Origin of the sequence: Streptomyces sp. NBC_01390, assembly GCF_045040105.1 — a bacterium.
In the GTDB taxonomy this organism is placed as follows: domain Bacteria; phylum Actinomycetota; class Actinomycetes; order Streptomycetales; family Streptomycetaceae; genus Streptomyces.
On the sequence record NZ_CP109551.1, the window covers coordinates 3154500 to 3177727 of the forward strand.

Below are 23228 nucleotides of genomic sequence, written 5' to 3' on the forward strand. Positions count from 1 at the left end.
GATCCTGCCACGTGCCACTGACAACGCGGGCCGCCCGGGCCGCCCCGGCCGCTCCAGGACCCTCTACGCCGTTGCGGCACGCCCGTGCGAGGATCGAACAGGTGGCACTTACGCAGGCGAACCAATGCCCACGGCCACCACGCGCAAGCGGAGATCCACGTGCGGAGACACACGTGCAAGCGAAGGGGCTCAGCCATGGCCAGCAAGCCGCCCAAGAGTGATCCGGTCCAGGACGCGCCGCAGGTCACCGACCCCAAGCACGCCGCGGCAGGACTGCCCGCCATCGGCCACACCCTGCGCATCGCCCAGCAGCAGATGGGCGTCCGCCGCACCGCGCTCACCCTCCTGCGCGTCAACCAGAAGGACGGCTTCGACTGCCCGGGCTGCGCCTGGCCCGAGCCCGAGCACCGGCACGCCGCGGAGTTCTGCGAGAACGGCGCGAAGGCCGTCGCCGAGGAAGCCACCCTGCGCCGCGTCACCCCGGAGTTCTTCGCCGCCCACACCGTGACCGACCTGGCCGGCCGCAGCGGCTACTGGCTGGGCCAGCAGGGCCGCCTCACCCACCCCATGTACCTGCCCGAGGGCGCCGACCGCTACGAACCGGTCTCCTGGGACCGCGCCTTCGACATCGTCGCCGAGGAGCTGAAGGCCCTCGCCTCACCGGACGAGGCCCTCTTCTACACCTCGGGCCGCACCAGCAACGAGGCGGCCTTCCTCTACCAGCTGTTCGCCCGCGAACTGGGCACGAACAACCTCCCCGACTGCTCGAACATGTGCCACGAGTCATCGGGTTCCGCGCTCAACGAGACCATCGGCATCGGCAAGGGAAGCGTCCTCCTGGAGGACCTCTACAAGGCCGATCTGATCATCGTCGCCGGCCAGAACCCCGGCACCAACCACCCCCGGATGCTCTCCGCCCTGGAGAAGGCGAAGGCGAACGGCGCGCGGATCATCAGCGTCAACCCGTTGCCCGAAGCGGGCCTGGAACGCTTCAAGAACCCGCAGACCCCCCAGGGCATGCTCAAGGGCGCCGCCCTCACCGACCTGTTCCTGCAGATCCGCATCGGCGGCGACCAGGCACTCTTCCGCCTCCTCAACAAGCTCGTCCTGGACACCGAGGGCGCGGTCGACGAGGACTTCGTCCGTGAACACACCCACGGCTACGAGGAGTTCGTCGAGGCGGCCCGCGCCGCCGACTGGGACGAGACCCTCACCGCGACGGGCCTCACGCGCGCGGAGATCGAGAAAGCCCTCGGCATGGTGCTGGCCTCCGAACGCACCATCGTGTGCTGGGCGATGGGCCTGACCCAGCACAAGCACTCCGTGCCCACCATCCGCGAAGTGGTCAACTTCCTTCTCCTGCGCGGCAACATCGGCCGCCCGGGCGCCGGCGTGTGCCCGGTGCGCGGCCACTCGAACGTGCAGGGCGACCGCACCATGGGCATCTTCGAACGCCCCGCGCCCGCCTTCCTGGACGCCCTCGAGAAGGAGTTCGGCTTCGCCCCGCCCCGCGAACACGGCTACGACGTCGTACGGGCCATCCGCGCCCTGCGCGACGGCGACGCGAAGGTCTTCTTCGCCATGGGCGGCAACTTCGTCTCCGCCTCCCCCGACACGGAGGTCACCGAGGCGGCCATGCGCCGCGCCCGCCTCACCGTGCACGTGTCGACGAAGCTGAACCGCTCGCACGTCGTCACGGGCGCGCGTGCGCTGATCCTGCCGACCCTCGGCCGCACCGAGCGCGACCTCCAGGGCAGTGGCGAGCAGTTCGTGACGGTCGAGGACTCCATGGGCATGGTGCACGCCTCCAGGGGCCGCCTGGACCCGGCGAGCACGCAGCTCCTCTCCGAGCCGGCCATCGTCGCCCGGCTGGCCCGGCGGGTGCTGGGCGAGGAGTCCCGCACGCCCTGGGAGGAGTTCGAGAAGGACTACGCCACGGTCCGTGACCGCATAGCGCGCGTGATCCCGGGCTTCGAGAACTTCAACGCGCGCGTCGCCGACCCGGCAGGCTTCGCGCTCCCGCACGCCCCGCGCGACGAACGCCGCTTCCCGACGGCCACCGGCAAGGCCAACTTCACCGCCGCGCCCGTAGAGTTCCCCCGGCTTCCCGAGGGCCGTCTGCTGCTGCAGACCCTGCGCTCGCACGACCAGTACAACACCACGATCTACGGCCTGGACGACCGCTACCGGGGCATCAAGAACGGCCGCCGGGTCGTCCTGGTCAACCCCGAGGACGCGACGGCTCTGGGCGTCGCGGACGGGTCGTACGTCGATCTCGTGAGCGAGTGGAAGGACGGCGTCGAAAGGCGGGCGCCCGGGTTCCGGATCGTGTTCTACCCGACAGCGCGGGGCTGCGCGGCGGCCTACTACCCGGAGACCAACGTCCTGGTCCCCCTGGACGCCACCGCCGACACCAGCAACACCCCGGCCAGCAAATCCGTGGTCGTGCGTCTGGAACAATCGGCCACCGACTGAGCGTTTGCTCAGTGGACGAGGACACAGGACGTGCGGACGCCGCACCGATCAGGACGAACGGAGCCGGGCCCCATGGGCGAGCAGCAGCACGTGAAGTTCCCGCAGCAGGTCATCGACGAGTACACGGCACTGGGCATCGACGTGGTCGCCATGTTCTCCGCGGGCCACCTCGGCAACCGGATGGGCGTACAGATCGTGGAGGCGTCCGCCGACCGGGTCGTCGGCACGATGCCCGTCGAGGGCAACACACAGCCGTACGGACTGCTGCACGGCGGCGCCTCCGCGGTCCTGGCCGAGACACTCGGGTCGGTCGGGGCGATGCTGCACGGCGGCAGCGCGAAGATCGCCGTCGGCGTGGACCTGAACTGCACCCACCATCGCGGGGCCCGCTCCGGCCTGGTCACCGGCGTGGCCACACCGGTGCACCGGGGGCGGTCGACAGCGACGTACGAGATCGTGATCACGGACGAGGCCGACAAACGCGTATGCACGGCGCGTCTGACATGCCTGCTGCGGGACGCACCCACGGCGGGCTGACGGCGTCCCCCTGGCCCCCTTCACCCTCGTCCGTCCCATCCCGGCAGCCGCACCCCCAGACCCCCACGGCCTGAACCGGCCTCGCCCTCCCACACCGGACAGGCCGGGCGGCTACCGTTCCCCCCATGAGGCTGCGACCATGACCGGCATCGGCCCCGTCGAGCCCGTCAACTCGCCGGACACACAAGAGACTTACGAAGTCATCGGTGCCGACACACCACGCTTCACGGAACGCTGGCAGAACCTCTCGCCACGCGCCCGCAGAGCCGTCGTAGGCGCCGCCGCGCTCGGCGCCACGACAGCCGCGGTGATCGCTCTCCTGCCCCCCGAGCCGTCCGCCCCCACCCACACCCTCGTCGCCATGCCCTGGCCCTCGAACGTCACCACGTTCCGCTACACAGGACTCGCCGCGACCTTCGACTCCGCACCCGCCAGCGGCCTCTTCCGGTTCGCCGTGACCGTACACAGCGGGCCACCCGTGACCCTGCGCGTCATCGGAGCCGGACTGGACGGTCTCGCCGCCCGCATCTCGCCCACGGAGACCTCCACCGTCGACGCCGGGACCACCCAGCGGATCACCGTCCAGATATCCGTCGTCGACTGTGCGAGCCTCCCCGACGACGCGGGCCCACCACTCCTCGATGTAACGCTGCGTAACACCCGCGCAATACAACATCAAAGGTTCGCCTTCGGCGGGACCTACCCCGAAGACCTGTCACAGCTCCTCCACACGGCCTGCCACGCCCCGTCTCCACGGCCAAACTCAAGGGCACAGGCAGAGGCAATCGGAGGCACTGATTCTCAAAATATGGACAGAGAGTAATTCCGGCCAAAATGGCCAGGACTCACCTTCCACAAGGATCATCAACGGACACCTCATAACAAGAAAGTCACAAGCAAGCTCCCCCAGATGCTCCCGCCCGCAGAGGGGCTTAGAGTCACGGCCAGTCACCGCGCCGCCGGGCGCGTCTACAGCACGACCTGCCACACCCCAGTACGGCCCGGCGAGACACACGGCAGCCCAGCAGGGCCTGCTGCGCCAGGGAGAGGAATTAATCGTGCGTCAGCGTTCTTTGGTCGTACTCACCTCCATGCTCACCACCGGAGCACTCGCACTGACCGCCTGCGGTTCGCGCGACGACAGTGGAAGTGACAGCAGCAAGAAGACCGAGATCATCATCGGCGTGGACGCCCCGCTGACCGGCCAGAACTCCGCCACGGGCCTCGGCATCCAGGGTGGCGTGCAGATCGCCGTCGACGACGCCAACAAGAACAACACCGTCCCCGGCGTGACCTTCAAGATCCAGGCACTGGACGACAAGGCCATCCCGGCCCAGGGCCAGTCGAACGCCACCCAGCTCGTCAGCAACGACAAGGTCCTCGGCGTCGTCGGCCCGCTGAACTCCGGCGTCGCCACCCAGATGCAGCAGGTCTTCGCCACCGCCAACCTGGTCCAGATCTCGCCCTCCAACACGGCGCCCGAGCTCACCCAGGGCAAGAACTGGCAGACGTCGAAGTCGCGCCCCTTCAAGACGTACTTCCGCACCGCCACCACCGACGCCCTCCAGGGCGGCTTCGCGGCCGAGTACGCCTACACCACGCTCAAGAAGCGCAACGTCTTCGTCGTCGACGACAAGCAGACCTACGGCGCGGGCCTGGCCAAGCTCTTCAAGGCCGGCTTCACCGGCTCCGGCGGCAAGGTCGCCGGCGAGGACCACGTCAACACCGGCGACACCGACTTCTCGGCCCTCGTCACCAAGATCAAGAACTCCAAGGCCGACCTCGTCTACTACGGCGGCCAGTACGACGAGTCCGAGAAGCTCACCAAGCAGCTCAAGGACGGCGGCGCCAAGGTCCCGCTGTTCGGCGGTGACGGCATGTTCACCCCGACCTACATCGAGAGCGCCGGCAAGACCTCCGAGGGTGACCTCGTCACCTCCGTCGGCGCGCCCGTCGACTCCCTGCCCGCCGCCGCGGACTTCATCAAGAAGTACAAGGCCTCCGGCCTCAAGGGCGACTACGGCACCTACGGTGGCTACTCCTACGACGCCGCGACCGCCATCATCAAGGCGATCGGCAACGTCGTGAAGGACGGCAAGATCCCGAGCGACGCCCGCGCCCAGATCGTCGCCGAGGTGCAGAAGACCAAGTTCGACGGCATCGCCGGCCCCGTGGCCTTCGACGAGTACGGCGACACCACCAACAAGCAGCTCACCGTCTACCAGGTCACCAACGGCGTCTGGAAGGCCGTCAAGAGCGGCACGTTCAACGGCTGATCTCCACCGCCGCTAGCACCACCCCGGGCCGCGCGGCCACGACCACACGTCACCGCGCGGCCCGTTTCACGCCCTGCTCACTCCCCACCACCCACATGGAGGCCATGCGGTGAACACTCTGCCGCAGCAGCTGGCCAACGGGCTGTTCCTCGGCTCGATGTACGGGCTGATCGCCATCGGTTACACGATGGTGTACGGCATCGTCCAGCTCATCAACTTCGCCCATGGCGAGATCTTCATGACCGGCGGCTTCGGCGCACTCACGGTCTACCTCTTGTTCCCCGACAACACCTCCATGTGGCTAGCCCTACCAGCCATGCTCATCGGCGGCGGACTCGTCTCCGTCCTCATCGCCGTCGGGGCAGAACGTTTCGCCTACCGACCACTACGCGGAGCGCCACGCCTCGCACCCCTCATCACCGCCATCGGCCTCTCCCTCGCCCTCCAGCAGGCCGTCTTCAACTGGTACCCCGACGCCAAGACCGACCGGAACTTCCCCCAGCTCGACTTCGGCCCCCTGCACATCGGCTCCGTCAGCGTCAGCAGCGGCTCCGTGTTCGTCATCGTCGCCGCCCCCCTCTGCATGGCGGCCCTCGCCCTCTTCGTCAACCTCTCCCGCACCGGCCGCGCCATGCAGGCCACCGCGCAGGACCCCGACACCGCCCAGCTCATGGGCATCGACACCAACCGCATCATCGTGATCGCCTTCGCCATCGGCGGATTCTTCGCCGCGGTCGCCGCCGTCGCCTACGGCCTGCGCTACGGCTCGGTCAAGTACGACATGGGCTTCCAGATGGGCCTCAAGGCCTTCACCGCAGCCGTCCTCGGCGGCATCGGCAACATCTACGGCGCCATGATCGGCGGCCTCGTCCTCGGCCTCGCCGAAACCATGGCGACCTCCTACATCGACGGCATCCCCGGCATGCAGCAACTCGGCGGCGGCGGCTGGGCATCCGTCTGGGCCTTCGTCCTGCTCATCCTCGTACTGCTGTTCAGGCCACAAGGCCTGGTCGGCGAACGCGTCGCGGACAGGGCGTGATCACCATGGCAACCACCGATAAGACCACGGCCGCCCCGCGCGGCCTCATCGCACTCCCCCAGGGCGCCGCCCGCGCGCTCATCGCCGTCGGCGCCGTCGGCACCATCGCCAGCACGTTCATGTCGTGGACCTACACGTCCGAATTCCCCGGGGACCTCACCTACTACGGCTCCCCCGCCGGACTCCAGGTCCTCGCCCTCGTCGCCGGCGCGCTCACCCTCCTGTACGCGCTCACCCTCTGGAACGTCCGCGGCCTCAAGTGGCTCAACCCGGCAGGCGCCACCGCGCCCGTCGCTCTCGCCGCCGCCTCCGCGTTCGCCGTCTGCTGGTTCACCGCCATCGCGATCGCCGTCGACCTCGAGGGCCTCGTCGCCCTCGACCCCGGCGCCTACGTCGCCGCGATCTCCTCACTGGTGGCCCTCCTCGGCGCCCTCGCACTCCCCCAGCCCGGTGACACGGCCAAGAGCTACATCACCAAACCCGAGAACATCCCCGCGGCGGCCAGCCTCCCCGGCTGGGTCGAACGTCTCATCATCACCGCCGCCACCGCCCTGGCCCTGATCATCTTCGCCTACGGCATCGGTGTCGACCCGGAAGCCAGCGAAACGTTCCTCGGCTACCTGCTCCTGGTCATCTTCGGCGCCTGGGCGCTCCTCACCGCCGGCCTCTTCGACCGCATCGCGGAGCTCAACGCCCGCCACAAGGGATTCGCCACCTCCATGGCATTCCTCGCCGCGGCACTCTTCCCCTTCGTCGAGAACGACGAGCACAACTCCAACCTCGGCGTGAACATCCTCGTCGTCGCCACCGTCGCCCTCGGCCTCAACATCGTCGTCGGCCTCACCGGACTCCTCGACCTCGGATACGTCGCCTTCCTCGGCGTCGGCGCGTACGCCGCCGCCCTGGTCTCCGGCTCCGAGTTCTCCCGGTTCTCCGGCGTCCAGTTCCCCTTCTGGGCCGCCATGCTCACCGGCATGCTCGCCTCACTCGTCTTCGGCGTCCTCATCGGCGCCCCCACCCTGCGACTGCGCGGCGACTACCTCGCCATCGTCACCCTGGGCTTCGGAGAGATCTTCCGCATCACCGTCAACAACCTCGACGGCACCTCCGGCCCCAACATCACCAACGGCCCCAACGGCATCTCGATGATCCCCGACCTGGAGATCTTCGGCTTCAACTTCGGGACCGCCCACGACATCGGCTCCATCACCATCGGCCGATTCGCGAACTACTTCCTGCTGATGCTGATCATCACCGCGATCGTCGTGGTCGTCTTCACCAGGGCCGCGGACTCCCGCATCGGCCGCTCCTGGATCGCCATCCGCGAGGACGAGACCGCCGCCACCGCCATGGGCATCAACGGCTTCCGCGTCAAGCTCATCGCCTTCGCACTCGGCGCCTCCCTCGCCGGCCTCGCCGGCACCGTCAGCGCCCACGTCGGCTACAGCGTCAACCCCGCCCCCTACCAGTTCGCCGGCTCCGTCCCGCCGAACTCCGCCTTCCTGCTCGCCGCGGTCGTCCTCGGCGGCATGGGCACCGTCAACGGCCCCATCCTCGGCGCCACGCTGCTCTACCTCCTCCCCGAGAAGCTCGGCTTCCTCAAGGAGTACCAGCTCTTCGCCTTCGGCATCGCCCTCGTGGTCCTCATGCGCTTCCGGCCCGAAGGCATCATCGCCAACCGACGCCGCCAGCTCGAATTCCACGACACAGGCCAACTCGACATCCCCGAAGACGGCCTCCCCGACACCACCGTCGGCGTCACCAAGGCAGGGGCGTGACCCGCATGACCACCACCACGGCCACCAGCCCCGTCCTCGAAGCAACCGGCGTCACCATGCGCTTCGGCGGCCTCACCGCCGTACGCAACGTCGACCTCACCGTCAACACCGGCGAGATCGTCGGCCTCATCGGCCCCAACGGCGCGGGCAAGACCACCTTCTTCAACTGCCTGACCGGCCTCTACGTCCCCACCGAGGGCAAAGTCGCCTACAAGGGCAAGGTCCTCCCGCCCAAGCCCCACCTGGTCACCAGCGCCGGCATCGCCCGCACCTTCCAGAACATCCGGCTCTTCGCCAACATGACCGTCCTGGAAAACGTGCTCGTCGGCCGCCACACCCGAACCAAGGAAGGCCTCTGGTCGGCCCTCCTGCGCGGCCCCGGCTTCCGCAAGGCCGAAGCCACCTCCCGCGAACGCGCCATGGAACTCCTGGAGTTCATCGGCCTCGCCCACAAGGCCGACCACCTCTCCCGCAACCTCCCCTACGGCGAACAGCGCAAGCTCGAAATCGCCCGGGCCATGGCCAGCGAACCCGGCCTCCTCCTCCTGGACGAGCCCACCGCGGGCATGAACCCCCAGGAGACCCGCGCCACCGAAGACCTCGTCTTCGCCATCCGCGACCGAGGCATCGCCGTCCTCGTCATCGAGCACGACATGCGCTTCATCTTCAACCTGAGCGACCGCGTCGCCTGTCTCGTCCAAGGCGAAAAACTCGTCGAAGGCACCTCCGAAGTCGTCCAGAACGACGACCGAGTCATCGCCGCCTACCTCGGCACCCCCTTCGAAGGCGCCCCCGGCGCCGAGGAGATCGCCGAAGTCGAAGGAGCCGAAACCTCGGGAGCGCAGAGCAACACCAGCACGGAAGGACCCGCCAAGTGACCGCCCTGCTAGAGGTCGAAGACCTCAAGGTCGCCTACGGCAAGATCGAAGCCGTCAAGGGCATCTCCTTCACCGTCGAAGCCGGCCAGATCGTCACCCTCATCGGCACCAACGGCGCCGGCAAGACCACCACCCTGCGCACCCTCTCCGGGCTCCTCAAGCCCAGCAGCGGCCGCATCCTCTTCGACGGCAAGCCGATCACCGGCACCCCCGCCCACAAGATCGTCGCCCTCGGCCTCGCCCACTCCCCCGAGGGACGCCACATCTTCCCCCGGCTGACGATCACCGAGAACCTCCAGCTCGGCGCGTTCCTGCGCACCGACAAGGCAGGCATCGAAAAGGACATCCAGCGCGCCTACGACCTCTTCCCCATCCTCGGGGAACGCAGGAAGCAGGCAGCAGGCACCCTCTCCGGCGGCGAACAGCAGATGCTCGCCATGGGCCGCGCCCTGATGTCCCAGCCCAAACTGCTCATGCTCGACGAACCCTCCATGGGCCTCTCGCCGATCATGATGCAGAAGATCATGGCGACCATCGCCGAACTCAAGGCCTCCGGCACGACCATCCTCCTCGTCGAGCAGAACGCCCAGGCGGCGCTCTCCCTCGCCGACCAGGGACACGTCATGGAGGTCGGCAACATCGTCCTCTCCGGCACCGGCCAGGACCTCATCCACGACGAGTCGGTCCGCAAGGCGTACCTCGGCGAGGACTGACGTCCTTCGACGGTATGTACGAGGAGGCCCGCACCCCCGGCCGGGGGTGCGGGCCTCCTCGTATACGTGCTCGTACGTCCGTCCGTGGCCGTGTCAGCCCTTCGCGGCCTTCTTCTCCTCGGCGTCCGCGATGACCGCCTCCGCAACCTGCTGCATGGACATACGGCGGTCCATCGACGTCTTCTGGATCCACCGGAACGCCGCCGGCTCGGACAGGCCGTACTCCGTCTGCAGGACCGACTTCGCACGGTCGACCAGCTTGCGGGTCTCCAGCCTCAGAGTGAGATCCGCGATCTCCTTCTCCAGCGTCCGCATCTCGTTGAACCGCGACACCGCCATCTCGATCGCCGGCACGACATCGCTCTTGCTGAACGGCTTCACGAGATACGCCATGGCACCGGCGTCCCGGGCCCGCTCGACGAGGTCGCGCTGCGAGAAGGCGGTGAGCATCAGCACCGGTGCGATGGACTCCGCGGCGATCTTCTCCGCCGCCGAGATGCCGTCGAGCTTGGGCATCTTCACATCGAGGATGACGAGATCGGGGCGGTGCTCACGGGCAAGCTCCACGGCTTGCTCACCGTCACCGGCCTCACCGACGACGGTGTAGCCCTCCTCTTCGAGCATCTCCTTGAGATCGAGCCGGATGAGCGCCTCGTCCTCGGCAATGACGACACGGGTCGTCAGCGGAGGCACGTGCGACTTGTCGTCGTCGGGCGCGTCTACGGGCTGGGGCGACTCGGGGGCGGTCACGGGGGCTCCTTGTTACGGGCCGGGCACTGCTGCTGCTTTGCAGCCTACCTAGAGGCGGGGACCTGCGGTGACCCGGTACACTCGCCTCTGTGCCTGGCCGGGTTGGTGGAATGGCATACACGGAGGTCTCAAACACCTCTGCCTGAGAGGGCTTGCGGGTTCGAATCCCGCACCCGGCACATCAGGGAAGCGGAGGTTCACGTTCTGGTGAACCTCCGCTTTTTGCTGCGTGTCGTCGCGATCAGACCCTCAGGCTGGGCCACATGGAACAGCACAGCCCTTCGATCCGCGCCCAAGCGATCGAACTCCTCCGTCAAGGCGTCCCCAACCGCGCAGTCGCGGAGCGCCTCAACGTTCCGCGAGGAACCATCGGCTGGTGGCGGAGCGAGGATCGCAGAGCGCGAGGCGAGACGTACGAGCAGCCCACGGACTGTCCCCGGTGCACAGGGGGCGAGATCGCCAGGGTCGCCTATGCCTACCTGCTTGGTCTCTACCTCGGCGACGGCCACATCATCTCGAAGCGCAAGCAGCACCACCTGTCCGTCTTCTGCAACGCGGCCCAGACCGGCTTGATCGCCGCAGCTGAAGACGCGATGCGCCAGGTGATGCCGCTGCCAAGCGTCAAGCAACGCTCCCGAACAGGCTGCGTCGAGGTGAAGTCGTACACCAAACACTGGACCTGTCTCTTCCCTCAGCATGGCCCCGGCAAGAAGCACGAGCGCCGAATTGCGCTCGAATCATGGCAGCAGGACATTGTCCACGCGCATCCCTGGGAGTTCATCCGCGGCCTTGTCCACTCCGACGGCTGCCGCATTACCAACTGGACGACCCGCCTGGTCGCAGGAGAACGCAAGCGCTACGAATACCCGCGGTACTTCTTCACCAACGTGTCCGACGACATCCGCCAGCTGTACACCGACACCCTGGACGAGCTGGGCGTCGAGTGGACGCACTGCACCCGAAACGGCAACCCCTACAACATCTCCGTAGCCCGCAAAGCCTCCGTAGATCTGATGGACGTCCACGTGGGCCCCAAGTACTGAACCGACACAAAGGGCCCTTCAGCGAACGCCTACTTGGGGCTGTCGTCCTCGCCGATGTGGTGGACGCGGACCAGGTTGGTGGAACCGGAGACGCCGGGCGGGGAGCCGGCCGTGATGACGACCACGTCGCCCTTCTGGCAGCGGCCGTACTTCAGGAGCAGTTCGTCCACCTGGTCGACCATCGCGTCCGTGGAGTCGACATGGGGGCCGAGGAACGTCTCCACGCCCCACGTCAGTGTCAGCTGGGAGCGGGTCGCCGGGTCCGGGGTGAAGGCCAGGAGGGGGATCGGGGACCTGTACCGGGACAGTCGCTTCACCGTGTCGCCGGACTGGGTGAACGCCACCAGGAACTTCGCGCCGAGGAAGTCACCCATCTCGGCCGCCGCCCGGGCCACCGCACCGCCCTGGGTGCGGGGCTTGTTGCGTTCCGTCAGGGGCGGGAGGCCCTTGGCCAGGATGTCCTCCTCGGCCGCTTCCACGATCTTCGCCATCGTGCGGACCGTCTCGACGGCGTACTTGCCCACGCTCGTCTCGCCGGACAGCATCACCGCGTCCGTGCCGTCGATGACCGCGTTCGCGACATCGGAGGCCTCCGCCCTGGTCGGGCGGGAGTTCTCGATCATCGAGTCGAGCATCTGGGTGGCGACGATGACCGGCTTGGCGTTGCGCTTCGCCAGTTTGATCGCGCGCTTCTGGACGATCGGGACCTGTTCGAGGGGCATCTCGACGCCGAGGTCGCCGCGGGCGACCATGATGCCGTCGAAGGCGGCGACGATGTCGTCGATCTCGTCGACGGCCTGGGGCTTCTCGACCTTGGCGATGACGGGGACCCGGCGGTGTTCCTCGTCCATGATGCGGTGGACGTCGTCGATGTCGCGTCCGCTGCGGACGAAGGAGAGGGCGATGACGTCGAAGCCCGTGCGCAGCGCCCAGCGCAGGTCTGCTTCGTCCTTGTCGGAGAGGGCGGGGACGGAGACGGCGACGCCGGGGAGGTTGAGGCCCTTGTGGTCGGAGACGATTCCGCCTTCGACGACCTTGGTGTGGACGCGGGGTCCGTCGACGGTGGTGACTTCGAGGCAGACCTTGCCGTCGTCGACGAGGATGCGTTCGCCGGGGGTGACGTCGGCCGCGAGGCCCGCGTAGGTGGTGCCGCAGGTCTGGCGGTCGCCCTCGATCCCTTCCTCGACGGTGATGGTGAAGGTGTCGTCGCGTTCGAGGAGTACGGGGCCTTCGGCGAAGCGGCCGAGTCGGATCTTCGGGCCTTGAAGGTCGGCGAGGAGGCCGATGCTGCGGCCGGTTTCGTCGGCGGCCTTTCGGACGTGCTGGTATCGCACCTCGTGTTCGGCGTAGGTGCCGTGGCTGAGGTTGAAGCGGGCTACGTCCATTCCGGCGTCGACGAGTGCTTTGATCTGGTCGTAGGAGTCGGTGGCGGGGCCCAAAGTACAGACGATCTTTGCTCGGCGCATACTTCGAGCGTAGGCCTTACCGGTGGGTAGCGAATTGGCGCCGAATGACGACTCAACAACCGTTGTATGAAGGGTTGTTGACAACCGTTTAAGTGTGCGCGAGATCGCTCCGATGAGCATTTTAGTGACCTGGTCACAGCTGTGGGGGCACCATGGTGAAGCGGGCGTTCACCTGTGCGAAGACCCGTTGCCGCTGGGGTTCCAGGTCGAGAGGTGCCGCCTCGTCGGTGGCCTGGGCGCCGGCGAAGGCCGCTCTTTGCAGGGAACGGGACCGGCCCTCGTACCCCATCGGCTGTGCGGCTTCGGCGCCCACGTCTGCCAGCTCCACCAGGGCCGCCAGTGTGGTGCCGAGGGCTTCGGCGTATTCGCGGGCTCGTTGTACCGCTTCTCGTACTGCTTGTCGGCGGGCGTCGCGGTGGGCCGGGGAGTCGGGGCGCAGGGCCCACCAGGGGCCGTCGACCGCGGTGAGGTCGAGGTCGGCGAGTTTGCTGGTCAGTTCGCCGAGGGCGGTGAAGTCGGTGAGTTCGGCGGTCAGGTGGACGCGGCCGTGGTAGGCGCGGACGCGTTCCCCGCGGCCGTGTTTGGTGAGTTCCGGGGCGATGGAGAAGGCGCCTGTTTCGAGGCGTTCGACCGCGTCGCCGTACGATTTGACCAGGTCGAGGACGGTGGCGTTGCGGCGGGTGAGGTCGTCCAGTGCGGAGCGGCGGTCCGTGCCTCTGGCTCCGACGGTGATGCCGATGCGGGCGATCTCGGGGTCGACTTCGAGGTGGGCTTCGCCGCGGACGGCGATGCGGGGGGCGTCGGGGGTGCCGTAGGGGACGGCGGTCGCGGCGGTGGGGTGCTCCGGGCTGGAGGTCATACGTCCCACTCTGTCAGCCGTAGGGCGGTTGTGGATGGTGTTCCGGTGTCTGCCGGTCACCAGATCGAAACCTTTGGGGACTGTTGCGGCCGGTCGTGCTCGGGTCAGAATCTACGCGCGTCGTTGACCATTCCCCGAGGAGCCCTAAACATGCCGTTGAACCGCCGGAAGTTCCTGAAGAAGTCCGCTGTGACCGGTGCGGGGGTGGCGCTGACCAGTGCTGTCGTGGCTCCGGCGGCGCAGGCCGCGGAGGCGAAGAAGCCCGCGAAGCCGGCGAAGCGGTACTCGCTGACCGTGATGGGCACGACCGATCTGCACGGTCACGTCTTCAACTGGGACTACTTCAAGAACGCGGAGTACTCCGACGCGAAGGGCAACGCGCAGGGGCTGGCCCGTATCTCGACGCTGGTGGAGCAGGTCCGCAGGGAGAAGGGGCGTTGCAACACGCTGCTGCTCGACGCGGGCGACACGATTCAGGGCACCCCGCTGACGTACTACTACGCGAAGGTCGACCCGATCACCGCGAAGGGTGGTCCGGTGCATCCGATGGCGCAGGCGATGAACGCGATCGGGTACGACGCGGTGGCGCTCGGCAACCACGAGTTCAACTACGGCATCGAGACGCTGCGCAAGTTCGAGTCGCAGTGCCGTTTCCCGCTGCTGGGTGCGAACGCGCTGGACGCGAAGACGTTGAAGCCGGCGTTTCCGCCGTTTTTCATGAAGACGTTCCGGGTGAAGGGTGCTCCGCCGGTCAAGGTGGCGGTGCTGGGGCTGACGAATCCGGGTATCGCGATCTGGGACAAGGCGTATGTGCAGGGGAAGCTGACGTTCCCGGGTCTGGAGGAGCAGGCGGCGAAGTGGGTGCCGAAGCTGCGTTCGATGGGTGCGGATGTTGTTGTGGTGTCGGCGCACTCGGGGTCTTCGGGGACTTCTTCGTACGGTGACCAGTTGCCGTACGTCGAGAACTCGGCGGCGCTGGTGGCGCAGCAGGTGCCGGGTATCGACGCGATTCTGGTGGGGCACGCGCACACGGAGATCGCCGAGCTGAAGGTGACGAACACGGCGACCGGGAAGACGGTGGTGCTGTCGGAGCCGCTGGCGTATGCGGAGCGGCTGTCGTTGTTCGATGTCGAGCTGGTTTTCGAGAAGGGCAAGTGGGCGGTCGAGTCGGTCTCGGCGACGGTGCGTGACTCGAAGACGGTCGCGGACGACCCGAGGATCACCAAGCTGCTGAAGGACGAGCACGACGTGGTCGTGGCGTACGTCAATCAGGTGGTCGGTACGGCGACGGCGACGTTGACGACGGTGGAGGCGCGTTACAAGGACGCTCCGATCATCGACCTGATCACGAAGGTCCAGGAGGATGTCGTGAAGGCGGCGTTGGTGGGGACGTCGTATGCGTCGCTGCCGGTGATCGCGCAGGCGTCGCCGTTCTCGCGGACGTCGGAGATCCCGGCCGGTGAGGTGACGATCCGGGATCTGTCGAGTCTGTATGTGTACGACAACACGCTGGTCGCGAAGTTGCTGACGGGTGCGCAGGTGCGGGCGTATCTGGAGTACTCGGCGCAGTATTTCGTGCGGACGGCGGCGGGTGCCGCGGTCGACGTGGAGAAGTTGACGAACGCGGAGAACCGGCCGGACTACAACTACGACTACGTGTCGGGTGTGACGTACGAGATCGACATCGCTCAGGCGGCGGGTTCGCGGATCAAGAACCTGGCGTTCAACGGTGTCGCGTTGGATGACGCGCAGCAGTTTGTGTTCGCGGTGAACAACTACCGTGCCAATGGTGGTGGGGCGTTCCCGCATGTGGCGTCGGCGCAGGAGTTGTGGTCGGAGTCGACGGAGATCCGGACGCGGATCTCCGAGTGGGTGACGGCGAAGGGTGTGCTGGATCCGAAGGAGTTCGCGTCGGTGGACTGGAAGTTGACGCGGGACGGTACGCCGGTGTTCTAGTCACCGGGTTTCGGTGAGCGGCGGGGTGTCTCAGATTCCGTCCACGAGGGGGGTCAGCACATGGTGCTGGCCCTTTTCGTGTTTGTCTCGTTCCTGGCTCTGGCGGGGTGTCGGGACGGCGGGCAGTGGCTGGTCGAGGCCGAAGGTGGTGAAGGCGGTTCTGGTGGGCTGGGGGTAGGGGGTTTCACCGGTGAGGGAGTTGAGGATGGCGGCGCTGCGCCAGGCGACGAGTCCGAGGTCGGGGGTGCCGACGCCGTGGGTGTGGAGTTCGGCGTTCTGGACGTAGACGTGGCTGCCGGTGGCGGTGATGGCGGGGTCGAGGACGAGTCTGAACTGTTCGTCGATGCGGGGGCGTTCGGAGTTGTCGCGGCGGAGGTAGGGGTCGAGTCCGGCGAGGACTCGGTCGAGGGGGCGGTCGCGGTAGCCGGTGGCGAGGACGACGGCGTCGGTGGTGAGGCGGGAGCGGGTGCCCTGCTGGGTGTGTTCGAGGTGGAGTTCGACTTTGGTGGTGGCGACGCGGCCGGCGGTGCGGACGTGGACGCCGGGTGTGAGGACGGCTTCGGGCCAGCCGCCGTGGAGGGTGCGGTGGTAGAGCTCGTCGTGGATGGCGGCGATGGTGTCGGCGCCGATGCCTTTGTGAAGTTGCCATTGGGTGGCGACGAGGCGGTCGCGTACGGGTTCGGCGAGGGCGTGGAAGTAGCGGGTGTGGTCGGGGGTGAAGTGTTCGAGGCCGAGTTTGGAGTACTCCATGGGGGCGAAGGCCTCGGTGCGTCCGAGCCAGTGGATTTTGTCGCGTCCGGTGGGGCGGTGGCGCAGGAGGTCGAGGAAGATCTCGGCGCCGGTCTGGCCTGAGCCGATGACGGTGACGTGTTCGGCGGTGAGGAGCCGTTCGCGGTGGGCGAGGTAGTCGGCGGCGTGCAGGACGGGGACGGTGGGGGCTTCGACGAGGGGTTTGAGGGGTTCGGGGATGTAGGGCTCGCTGCCGATGCCGAGGACGACGTTCTTTGTGTAGGTCCGGCCGAGGGCTTCGGCTTCTCCGTCGGCGTCGAGTTGGGTGAAGTCGACTTCGAACACGTCTCGTTCGGGGTTCCAGCGGACGGCGTCGACCTGGTGTCCGAAGTGGAGTCGGGGCAGGTTCTCGCTGACCCAGCGGCAGTAGGCGTCGTATTCGGCGCGTCGGATGTGGAAGCGCTCGGCGAAGTAGAACGGGAAGAGCCGGTCGCGGCTCTTGAGGTAGCTGAGGAAGGACCAGGGGCTGGCGGGGTCGGCGAGGGTCACCAGGTCGGCGAGGAAGGGGACTTGGATGGTCGCGTCGTCGAGGAGGAGTCCGGGGTGCCAGTCGAAGCGGGGGTGCTGTTCGTAGAAGACGGTGTCGAGGCCGGTGAGGGGGTGGGCGAGCGCGGCGAGGGAGAGGTTGCAGGGGCCGATGCCGATGCCGACGAGGTCGTGGGGGGTGTCGGGGGTGGGTGCGGATGCGGCGGGGTTTTCGGCGTGCGTGGGGGGTGTGGGGGGTGTCATCAGGGGGTGTTTCCTTCAACCAGCTTCAGAAGTGCGGCCAGGTCGTCGGGCCGCGTGTGGGGGTTGAGGAGGGTGACTTTGAGCCAGAGGCGGCCGTCGAGGTGGGCGCGGCCGAGGACGGCGCGTCCGTCGTGGAGGAGTTTTCGGCGTACGGCGGCGACGGTGTCGTCGGATGCCCCGGCGGGCCGGAAGAGGACGGTGCTGATGGTGGGCGTGTCGTGGAGTTCGAAGCCGGGGTGGGTGTCGACGAGTCGGGCGAGTTCGTGGGCGTGTGCGCAGACCTGGTCGACGAGGGCGCCGAGGCCTTCGCGGCCGAGGGTTTTGAGGGTGACGGCGATCTTGAGGATGTCGGGGCGCCGGGTGGTGCGCGGGGAGCGGCCGAGGAGGTCGGGGAGGCCTGCTTCGGTGTCGTCGTCGGCGTTGAGGTAGTCGGCGCGGTGGGCGAGTGCCGTCAGGTCGTGGGGGTTCTTGACGGTGAGGAGGCCTGCGGCGACGGGTTGCCAGCCGAGTTTGTGCAGGTCGAGGGTGACGGTGTCGGCGTGTTCGAGGCCGGTCAGTTTGGTGCGGTGGGGCCCGCTGAAGAGGAGTCCGCCGCCGTAGGCGGCGTCGATGTGGAGCCGGGCGCCGTGGGCTGCGCAGAGGGCGGCGATCTGGGGCAGTGGGTCGATGAGTCCGGCGTCGGTGGTTCCGGCGGTGGCGGCGACGAGGACCGAGCCGCGGGGGCCTGACAGTTCGGTGAGTGCCTCGTCGAGGGCGGCCGGGTCGAGGGTGCCGGCGGGGGCGGGGACGGTGACGGGTTCGGGGAGTCCGAGGAGCCAGGCGGCGCGGGGCAGGGAGTGGTGGGCGTTGGCGCCGTACAGGAGGCGGACGCCGGGGTGTGTCTCGCGGGCGAGGAGCAGGGCGAGTTGGTTGGACTCGGTGCCGCCGGTGGTGACGAGGGCGTCGGCGGCGCCGGTCTCGGCGGCGAGGGCACGGGTGACGAGGGTTTCCAGTTCGGAGGCGGCCGGGGCCTGGTCCCAGGAGTCGAGGGACGGGTTGAGGGCGCTGACGGCGAGGTCGGCGGCGGTGGCGACGGCGAGCGGTGGGCAGTGCAGATGGGCGGCGCAGTGGGGGTGTGCGGGGTCGGCGGCGCCTTCGGCGAGGGCGCGTACGAGGTCGTAGAGGGCGTTGTCGTCGCCCTTGTCGGGCAGTACGTCGCCGACGGCGTCACGTACCTGTCTGGCGACGGTCGCCGGTCCGCCGGCCGGGAGGGGGCCGCCGCGCGCGTCTCCGCCGTCCGCGAGGGCACCGAGGACCGTTTCGAGCAACGGCCGCAGGGCGTCGGGGCCTTCGGCGCCGGAGGCGAGGGGCGGCGTACGCATGGTGGTCCTCCCGGGGCGCGTGGCTGGGGAGTTCCAGCTTGGACGGGGCTGGGGCGACGCGCCCGGGAAGACCAACGATCGGAACCCGAAAGGGGGTACGGGGCTTGCCGTGGGGAGGGTGTGTGGGGCAGGGGGGGTCCCCGGGCCCCACACGTGCTCCTGTGCGTCTACGAGTTACCCGTACGCGGATCCCCACCCCGCGTACCTGTTCCGGGCTCCGTAGGGGCGTTACGCCCCTTCCTGTGCCCCTTCCCGTACGCGCAGTGCGCGGCCGAGGTCGTCGAGCTGGTCGACGAGTTTGCGGCGCAGGCCCGGTATCGGGGCGTCGTCTCGCAGGCACTCTTCGCCGAGGCGGAGGGTGTCGGGGGTGACGGAGTGGGCCGGGAAGGCCCAGCGGCCGGCGGCGTCGGCGATGGCGGGGCCGCGGCGGGCGGCGACGGCGACCGCGTCGGTCCAGTACCGCTTGACGTACTCCTCGGTGAGGTCGGCCTGTTCGGGCTGCCAGAAGCCCTGGGCGGTGGCGACGAAGAGGTAGTTGGAGAGCGCGTCGGAGCTGAACATCTGTTCCCAGGCCCGGAGTTTGGTCTCGGGGTCGGGCAGGGCGGCCCGGCAGCGGGCGGCGCCTTCCTGGCCGGCGGCGCTGGGGTCGCGGGCGAGTTCGGCGTCGATGGCCGCCTCGTCGGTGGCGCCGAGTACCGCGAGCCGGGCCAGGACGCGCCAGCGCAGTTCGGGGTCGAGTTCGGGGCCGCCGGGGACGGTGCCGTCGGCGAGCCAGGCGGCGATGGTGTCGGGGTGGGCGGCGACGGCGATGAAGTGGCGTACGGCGATGAGGCGCAGGCCGGGGTGGTCGCCGTCCTCGGTGCGGCGGATGAGGTCGCGGCACAGGGCGGCGAGGGCGGCGAGCGCGGCGGGGCGTTCCTGCGGGGGCAGGTAGCGGTCGGCGACGACGGTCGAGGCGAAGGTGAGGACGCCTTGGACGAGGGCGAGGTCCGTTTCGCGCGGGAGGTGGGCGCGGACGGTCTCCAGGTACTCGGCGGGCGGGAGTTGGCCGTCGCGTACGGCGTCGCGCAGGGCGTTCCAGACGACCGCGCGGGTGAGCGGGTCGGGGAGGCCGGAGAGGGCGGTGCGGACGGTCTTGAAGGACTCGGGGTCGAAACGGACCTTGGCGTACGTCAGGTCGCCGTCGTTGACGAGGAGGAGCGCGGGGCGCTTGCCGATGGGCTGCGGGGCGTCCTGGGGGACGTCGACGTCGAGGCGCTCGCGCAGGGCGAGGGTGCCGTCCCCGGCGACGTCGTGGTCGTAGAGGCCGACGGCGACGCGGTGGGGGCGGGTGCCGTCGTGGCGGACGCTGAGGGTGCAGACGCCGGCGTCGCCGTTGGTGAGGCGGGGGGTGAGGGTGTCGACGCCGGTGGTGCGCAGCCAGGCGTCGGCCCAGGCGTGGACGTCGCGTTCGGTGGCGGCGGCGAGGGAGTCGATGAAGTCGGCGAGGGTGGCGTTGCCGAACTTGTGCCGGGCGAAGTGGGTGTTGATGCCGGTGAGGAAGTCCTTCTCGCCGAGCCAGGCGACGAGTTGACGCAGGGCGGAGGCGCCCTTGGCGTAGGAGATGCCGTCGAAGTTGACGAGGGCGGCGGCGGTGTCGTCGACGGCCTCGGGGGCGACGGGGTGGGTGGAGGGGCGCTGGTCGGCGTCGTAGCCCCAGGCTTTGCGGGAGACGCCGAAGTCGGTCCAGGTGTCCGTGTAGCGGGTGGCTTCGGTGAGGGTCTGGTAGCCCATGTACTCGGCGAAGGACTCGTTCAGCCAGATGTCGTCCCACCATTGGAGGGTGACGAGGTCGCCGAACCACATGTGGGCCATCTCGTGGGCGATGACCATGGCGCGGGTCTGGCGTTCGGTGTCGGTGACGGCGGAGCGGTAGACGAACTCGTCGCGGAAGGTGACGAGGCCGGGGTTCTCCATGGCGCCGAAGTTGAACTCGGGGACGAACGCCTGGTCGTAGGAGTCGAAGGGGTAGGGCTCCTCGAACTTCTCGTGGTAGCGGTCGTAGCACGCGCGCGTGATGGCGAGGAGTTCGTCGGCGTCGGTGTCGAGGTGGGGGGCGAGGGAGCGGCGGCAGTGGAGGCCGAAGGGGAGGCCGCGGTGTTCGCTGCGGACGGAGTGCCAGGGGCCGGCGGCGACGGCGACGAGGTAGGTGGAGATGCGGGGGGTGGGGGCGGCCTGCCAGAGGCCGTCGGCGGTTTCGGTGGTGATGCCGTTGGCGAGGACGGTCCAGCCCTCGGGGGCGCGCACGGTGAACTCGAAGACGGCCTTGAGGTCGGGCTGGTTGAAGTTGGCGAAGACGGCTGCCGCGTCCTCCAGGGACATCTGGGTGTAGAGGTAGGTCTCGTCGTCGACGGGGTCGGTGAAGCGGTGCATGCCCTCGCCGGTGCGGGAGTAGCGCATCGCGGCGTCCACGCGCAGTTCGTGCTCGCCTTCGGCGAGGTCCTTCAGGGGCAGTCGGCCGTCGGTGAGGGCGTCGGTGTCCAGGGGGTGCCCGTCGAGGGTGGCGGAGCGCAGCTCGGCGGGCCTGACCTCGACGAACGTGTCCGCGCCGCTGTGGCCCGCCGTCACCGCGAAGCGGATCACGGTGCGGGAGTCGAAGGTGTCGTCCCCGGTGGTGAGGTCGAGTTCGACCGTGTACCGGTGGACGTCCAGGAGGGTGGCACGGGCTTGCGCTTCGTCGCGCGTCAGTACGGACATGGAGGACATGCTGCCTGATGCCGCTGACAGGGCACAGGGGCGGATCGGTACACGGCCTTTGTCCGTGCGCGCGCCCCCGCCCCTGGTAGGGCCTCAGGCGCCGCCCTCCAGGGCGTACAGGGTGACCTCGTGGTAGTCGACGATGAGGCTTCCGGCGGCATGGCCCGACGTCCCCTCCCGTGTGGACGACAGAGGGTGCGCCCGTGAAGCTGACGCGCAGTGCTCGTCAGTTGACTACGAGTGCGCGTGGAGTGCGCAGCGCAACATGCCTCCGCGGGTGCCCGGCTGTCACGCCCCGGAGGTCAATTCACCGGTGGTTTCCCGCCGTTCTGGGCGTCGTCGGCGATGCGCTCGTGGTGTCTGATCACCTCGGCGATGATGAAGTTGAGGAGTTTCTCGGCGAACGCGGGGTCGAGGTTGGCGTTTTCGGCCAGGCGGCGCAGCCGGGCGATCTGCTGGGCCTCGCGGTTCGGGTCGGCGGGCGGCAGTTGGTGCGCCGCTTTGAGGTGGCCGACCTGCTGGGTGCACTTGAAGCGCTCGGCGAGCATGTGGACGACGGCGGCGTCGATGTTGTCGATGCTCTCGCGCAGCCGGCCCAGTTCCGCGCGGATCGCGGGGTCGACTTCACGGTTGTTGCTGGTGGTCATGGGCGTCCACATTACGTGGCGCGGTCCGGGCGGCCTTGTGGGGCGTCGGGGTTTGGCGGGGTGGGTGAGGTCGGCGGGATCTCGGCGTTACCCGGTGTACGGGTGTTCGATCGTCGGTGGGTCGGCGGGGTCGGGCACGCGGTCGCTCCAGCCGCCGGGAACCGTGCGTCCCTGTTGGGCGCGGAAGTGGACGGGGGCCATGCCGACGCGGCGGGTGAAGAGGCGGGAGAAGTACGCGGGGTCGTCGTAGCCGACGCGCCGGGCGACGGCGGCGACGGGCAGTTCGGTGGCGGCGAGGAGTTCCTTGGCGCGGCCGAGTCGGATGCCGAGGAGGTAGTCCTTGGGGCTGCATCCGGCGCCGCGTCGTACCGCGGTGCGCAGTTCCGCGGGGGTCATGCCGTGCCGGGCGGCGTGTTCGGCGACGGTCAGGGGGCGGCAGGCGTCACGGGCGAGGGCTGCGAGGACCTGGTCGCCGTCGGGGGCGAGATCGGCGCGGGTGCGGCGCAGGGCGACGAGCAGTTCGTGGACGGCGGCGGCCGTCTCGACCTCCAGGACGGGGTTGTCGCGGCGTGCGGCGCGGGCCATGCGCCCGATCACCGCCCGGGCGGGCCCGGCGTCGGTGAGGGGCACGAGGGGCCGCTCCGGCTCGATGTAGCCGAGTTCGGCGTACGTGGCGGTGGCGGGCCCGGTGAAGTCGACGAACGCCTCGTCCCAGCCGGTGTCGGGGTCGGGCCCGTAGTGGTGGGCGGTGCCGGGGGTGAGCCAGATGAGGGTGGGCGCGGTGACGGGCCGGCGGTGTCCGTCGGTGCCCTGGAACCAGCCCCGACCACTGCTGACGACGACGGCCACGTGGTGGTCGAGGACGCGCGGACCGACGGTGGGTAGGGCGCCGTGCTGGAGGCCGACGCCGAGGCAGACGAGGCCGAGTCGGTGGTGGGCGGGCGAGGGGCTGAAGAAGCGCATCCAGGTGCGGTACATCCGCGTTCCTCCCGCCTGTGCCGTGATCGTCCTTTCCGACCGACGGTCGAGAGCCGTCGAGATCCCGGTCCGACTGGCGCTGCTGCTGATCTTCGTCCATGGACGCGGTCCGCCGCCAGACGCACGGTCGGTCCCTGCCCTGAGCTCCGTGGAGCCGGGCCGGGAGTGAACCGCGCGTGCCGGCGCCGGCACCCCCGCACACGCGCGCGTGCCCGTGT

At 68.8% G+C, this 23228-nt stretch carries 18 protein-coding genes and 1 tRNA gene; 11 read left to right on the forward strand and 8 right to left on the reverse strand.

The features are described 5' to 3' along the window. The first annotated feature begins 195 nt into the window (after positions 1 to 195). From OG241_RS14080 to OG241_RS14115, 8 genes are all read left to right on the forward strand, one after another. Positions 196 to 2475, forward strand: a complete 2280-nt coding sequence (locus OG241_RS14080; protein ID WP_405815667.1) for an FdhF/YdeP family oxidoreductase — start codon at positions 196 to 198, stop codon at positions 2473 to 2475. A 72-nt stretch (positions 2476 to 2547) separates the two neighbouring features. Next, entirely contained in the window at positions 2548 to 3012 is a 465-nt protein-coding gene (locus OG241_RS14085; RefSeq protein WP_405815668.1) for a PaaI family thioesterase, read from the forward strand. A 139-nt stretch (positions 3013 to 3151) separates the two neighbouring features. Further along, on the forward strand, positions 3152 to 3835 hold the full coding sequence (locus OG241_RS14090) for a hypothetical protein (protein WP_405815669.1): 684 nt from the start codon (positions 3152 to 3154) through the stop codon (positions 3833 to 3835). A 235-nt stretch (positions 3836 to 4070) separates the two neighbouring features. Continuing rightward, complete coding sequence (locus OG241_RS14095) at positions 4071 to 5288, forward strand: branched-chain amino acid ABC transporter substrate-binding protein (RefSeq protein ID WP_405815670.1); 1218 nt, start codon at positions 4071 to 4073, stop codon at positions 5286 to 5288. Between the two features lie 109 nt (positions 5289 to 5397). Further along, a complete protein-coding gene (locus OG241_RS14100; RefSeq protein ID WP_405815671.1) occupies positions 5398 to 6327 on the forward strand; it encodes a branched-chain amino acid ABC transporter permease in 930 nt (309 codons plus the stop codon). A gap of 5 nt (positions 6328 to 6332) precedes the next feature. Continuing rightward, positions 6333 to 8105 carry a branched-chain amino acid ABC transporter permease gene (locus OG241_RS14105; RefSeq protein ID WP_405815672.1) on the forward strand — a complete coding sequence of 591 codons (1773 nt, stop codon included), beginning with the start codon at positions 6333 to 6335 and terminating at the stop codon, positions 8103 to 8105. A gap of 5 nt (positions 8106 to 8110) precedes the next feature. Continuing rightward, a complete protein-coding gene (locus OG241_RS14110; protein WP_405815673.1) occupies positions 8111 to 8983 on the forward strand; it encodes an ABC transporter ATP-binding protein in 873 nt (290 codons plus the stop codon). Next, positions 8980 to 9696 (forward strand): ABC transporter ATP-binding protein, encoded by a 717-nt coding sequence (locus OG241_RS14115; RefSeq protein ID WP_405815674.1) that lies wholly within the window; start codon positions 8980 to 8982, stop codon positions 9694 to 9696. Before OG241_RS14110 ends, OG241_RS14115 begins: the two co-directional genes overlap by 4 nt. Before the next feature lie 93 nt (positions 9697 to 9789). Here the strand turns inward: OG241_RS14115 and OG241_RS14120 are convergent, their stop codons facing one another. Continuing rightward, positions 9790 to 10446: an ANTAR domain-containing response regulator gene (locus OG241_RS14120; protein WP_006382384.1), complete on the reverse strand. Its 657-nt coding sequence runs from the start codon at positions 10444 to 10446 to the stop codon at positions 9790 to 9792. Between the two features lie 96 nt (positions 10447 to 10542). Between OG241_RS14120 and OG241_RS14125 the strand changes: the two genes are divergently transcribed. Continuing rightward, positions 10543 to 10625, forward strand: a tRNA-Leu gene (locus OG241_RS14125). Positions 10626 to 10709: 84 nt separating this feature from the next. Then, positions 10710 to 11489, forward strand: coding sequence for a helix-turn-helix domain-containing protein (locus tag OG241_RS14130; RefSeq protein WP_405815675.1), 780 nt, complete (start codon positions 10710 to 10712; stop codon positions 11487 to 11489). 29 nt (positions 11490 to 11518) lie between these two features. On the opposite strand, the gene pyk is transcribed toward OG241_RS14130, so the two are convergent. Continuing rightward, the gene (gene pyk / locus OG241_RS14135; protein ID WP_405815676.1) at positions 11519 to 12955 is read right to left on the reverse strand and encodes a pyruvate kinase; all 1437 of its coding nucleotides are present in this window, start codon (positions 12953 to 12955) and stop codon (positions 11519 to 11521) included. A gap of 133 nt (positions 12956 to 13088) precedes the next feature. Beyond that, on the reverse strand, positions 13089 to 13814 hold the full coding sequence (locus OG241_RS14140; protein WP_405815677.1) for an SIMPL domain-containing protein: 726 nt from the start codon (positions 13812 to 13814) through the stop codon (positions 13089 to 13091). Positions 13815 to 13964: 150 nt separating this feature from the next. Between OG241_RS14140 and OG241_RS14145 the strand changes: the two genes are divergently transcribed. After that, complete coding sequence (locus OG241_RS14145; protein WP_405815678.1) at positions 13965 to 15770, forward strand: bifunctional metallophosphatase/5'-nucleotidase; 1806 nt, start codon at positions 13965 to 13967, stop codon at positions 15768 to 15770. A 30-nt stretch (positions 15771 to 15800) separates the two neighbouring features. Here the strand turns inward: OG241_RS14145 and OG241_RS14150 are convergent, their stop codons facing one another. The 5 genes from OG241_RS14150 to OG241_RS14170 form a co-directional block, all read right to left on the reverse strand. Further along, positions 15801 to 17288, reverse strand: a complete 1488-nt coding sequence (locus tag OG241_RS14150) for a lysine N(6)-hydroxylase/L-ornithine N(5)-oxygenase family protein (protein ID WP_405815679.1) — start codon at positions 17286 to 17288, stop codon at positions 15801 to 15803. After that, the gene (locus OG241_RS14155) at positions 17288 to 18649 is read right to left on the reverse strand and encodes a pyridoxal phosphate-dependent decarboxylase family protein (protein WP_405815680.1); all 1362 of its coding nucleotides are present in this window, start codon (positions 18647 to 18649) and stop codon (positions 17288 to 17290) included. Before OG241_RS14155 ends, OG241_RS14150 begins: the two co-directional genes overlap by 1 nt. A 228-nt stretch (positions 18650 to 18877) precedes the next feature. Then, positions 18878 to 21385, reverse strand: coding sequence for an aminopeptidase N (gene pepN / locus OG241_RS14160; protein ID WP_405815681.1), 2508 nt, complete (start codon positions 21383 to 21385; stop codon positions 18878 to 18880). A 302-nt stretch (positions 21386 to 21687) separates the two neighbouring features. Then, positions 21688 to 22032 (reverse strand): chorismate mutase, encoded by a 345-nt coding sequence (locus OG241_RS14165; protein WP_405815682.1) that lies wholly within the window; start codon positions 22030 to 22032, stop codon positions 21688 to 21690. 87 nt (positions 22033 to 22119) lie between these two features. Further along, positions 22120 to 23010 carry a helix-turn-helix domain-containing protein gene (locus tag OG241_RS14170; protein WP_405815683.1) on the reverse strand — a complete coding sequence of 297 codons (891 nt, stop codon included), beginning with the start codon at positions 23008 to 23010 and terminating at the stop codon, positions 22120 to 22122. Positions 23011 to 23228 lie beyond the last annotated feature (218 nt).

What these genes read in the sequence shown, in the direction of transcription:
- OG241_RS14090 (WP_405815669.1), top strand. Translation starts at nt 3,152, where the DNA reads ATGACCGGCATCGGCCCCGTCGAGCCCGTCAACTCGCCGGACACACAA.
- OG241_RS14165 (WP_405815682.1), bottom strand. Translation starts at nt 22,032, where the DNA reads ATGACCACCAGCAACAACCGTGAAGTCGACCCCGCGATCCGCGCGGAA.
- OG241_RS14130 (WP_405815675.1), top strand. Translation starts at nt 10,710, where the DNA reads ATGGAACAGCACAGCCCTTCGATCCGCGCCCAAGCGATCGAACTCCTC.
- OG241_RS14145 (WP_405815678.1), top strand. Translation starts at nt 13,965, where the DNA reads ATGCCGTTGAACCGCCGGAAGTTCCTGAAGAAGTCCGCTGTGACCGGT.
- pyk (WP_405815676.1), bottom strand. Translation starts at nt 12,955, where the DNA reads ATGCGCCGAGCAAAGATCGTCTGTACTTTGGGCCCCGCCACCGACTCC.
- OG241_RS14140 (WP_405815677.1), bottom strand. Translation starts at nt 13,814, where the DNA reads ATGACCTCCAGCCCGGAGCACCCCACCGCCGCGACCGCCGTCCCCTAC.
- OG241_RS14155 (WP_405815680.1), bottom strand. Translation starts at nt 18,649, where the DNA reads ATGCGTACGCCGCCCCTCGCCTCCGGCGCCGAAGGCCCCGACGCCCTG.
- OG241_RS14170 (WP_405815683.1), bottom strand. Translation starts at nt 23,010, where the DNA reads ATGTACCGCACCTGGATGCGCTTCTTCAGCCCCTCGCCCGCCCACCAC.
- OG241_RS14080 (WP_405815667.1), top strand. Translation starts at nt 196, where the DNA reads ATGGCCAGCAAGCCGCCCAAGAGTGATCCGGTCCAGGACGCGCCGCAG.
- OG241_RS14085 (WP_405815668.1), top strand. Translation starts at nt 2,548, where the DNA reads ATGGGCGAGCAGCAGCACGTGAAGTTCCCGCAGCAGGTCATCGACGAG.
- OG241_RS14110 (WP_405815673.1), top strand. Translation starts at nt 8,111, where the DNA reads ATGACCACCACCACGGCCACCAGCCCCGTCCTCGAAGCAACCGGCGTC.
- OG241_RS14105 (WP_405815672.1), top strand. Translation starts at nt 6,333, where the DNA reads ATGGCAACCACCGATAAGACCACGGCCGCCCCGCGCGGCCTCATCGCA.
- OG241_RS14150 (WP_405815679.1), bottom strand. Translation starts at nt 17,288, where the DNA reads ATGACACCCCCCACACCCCCCACGCACGCCGAAAACCCCGCCGCATCC.
- pepN (WP_405815681.1), bottom strand. Translation starts at nt 21,385, where the DNA reads ATGTCCGTACTGACGCGCGACGAAGCGCAAGCCCGTGCCACCCTCCTG.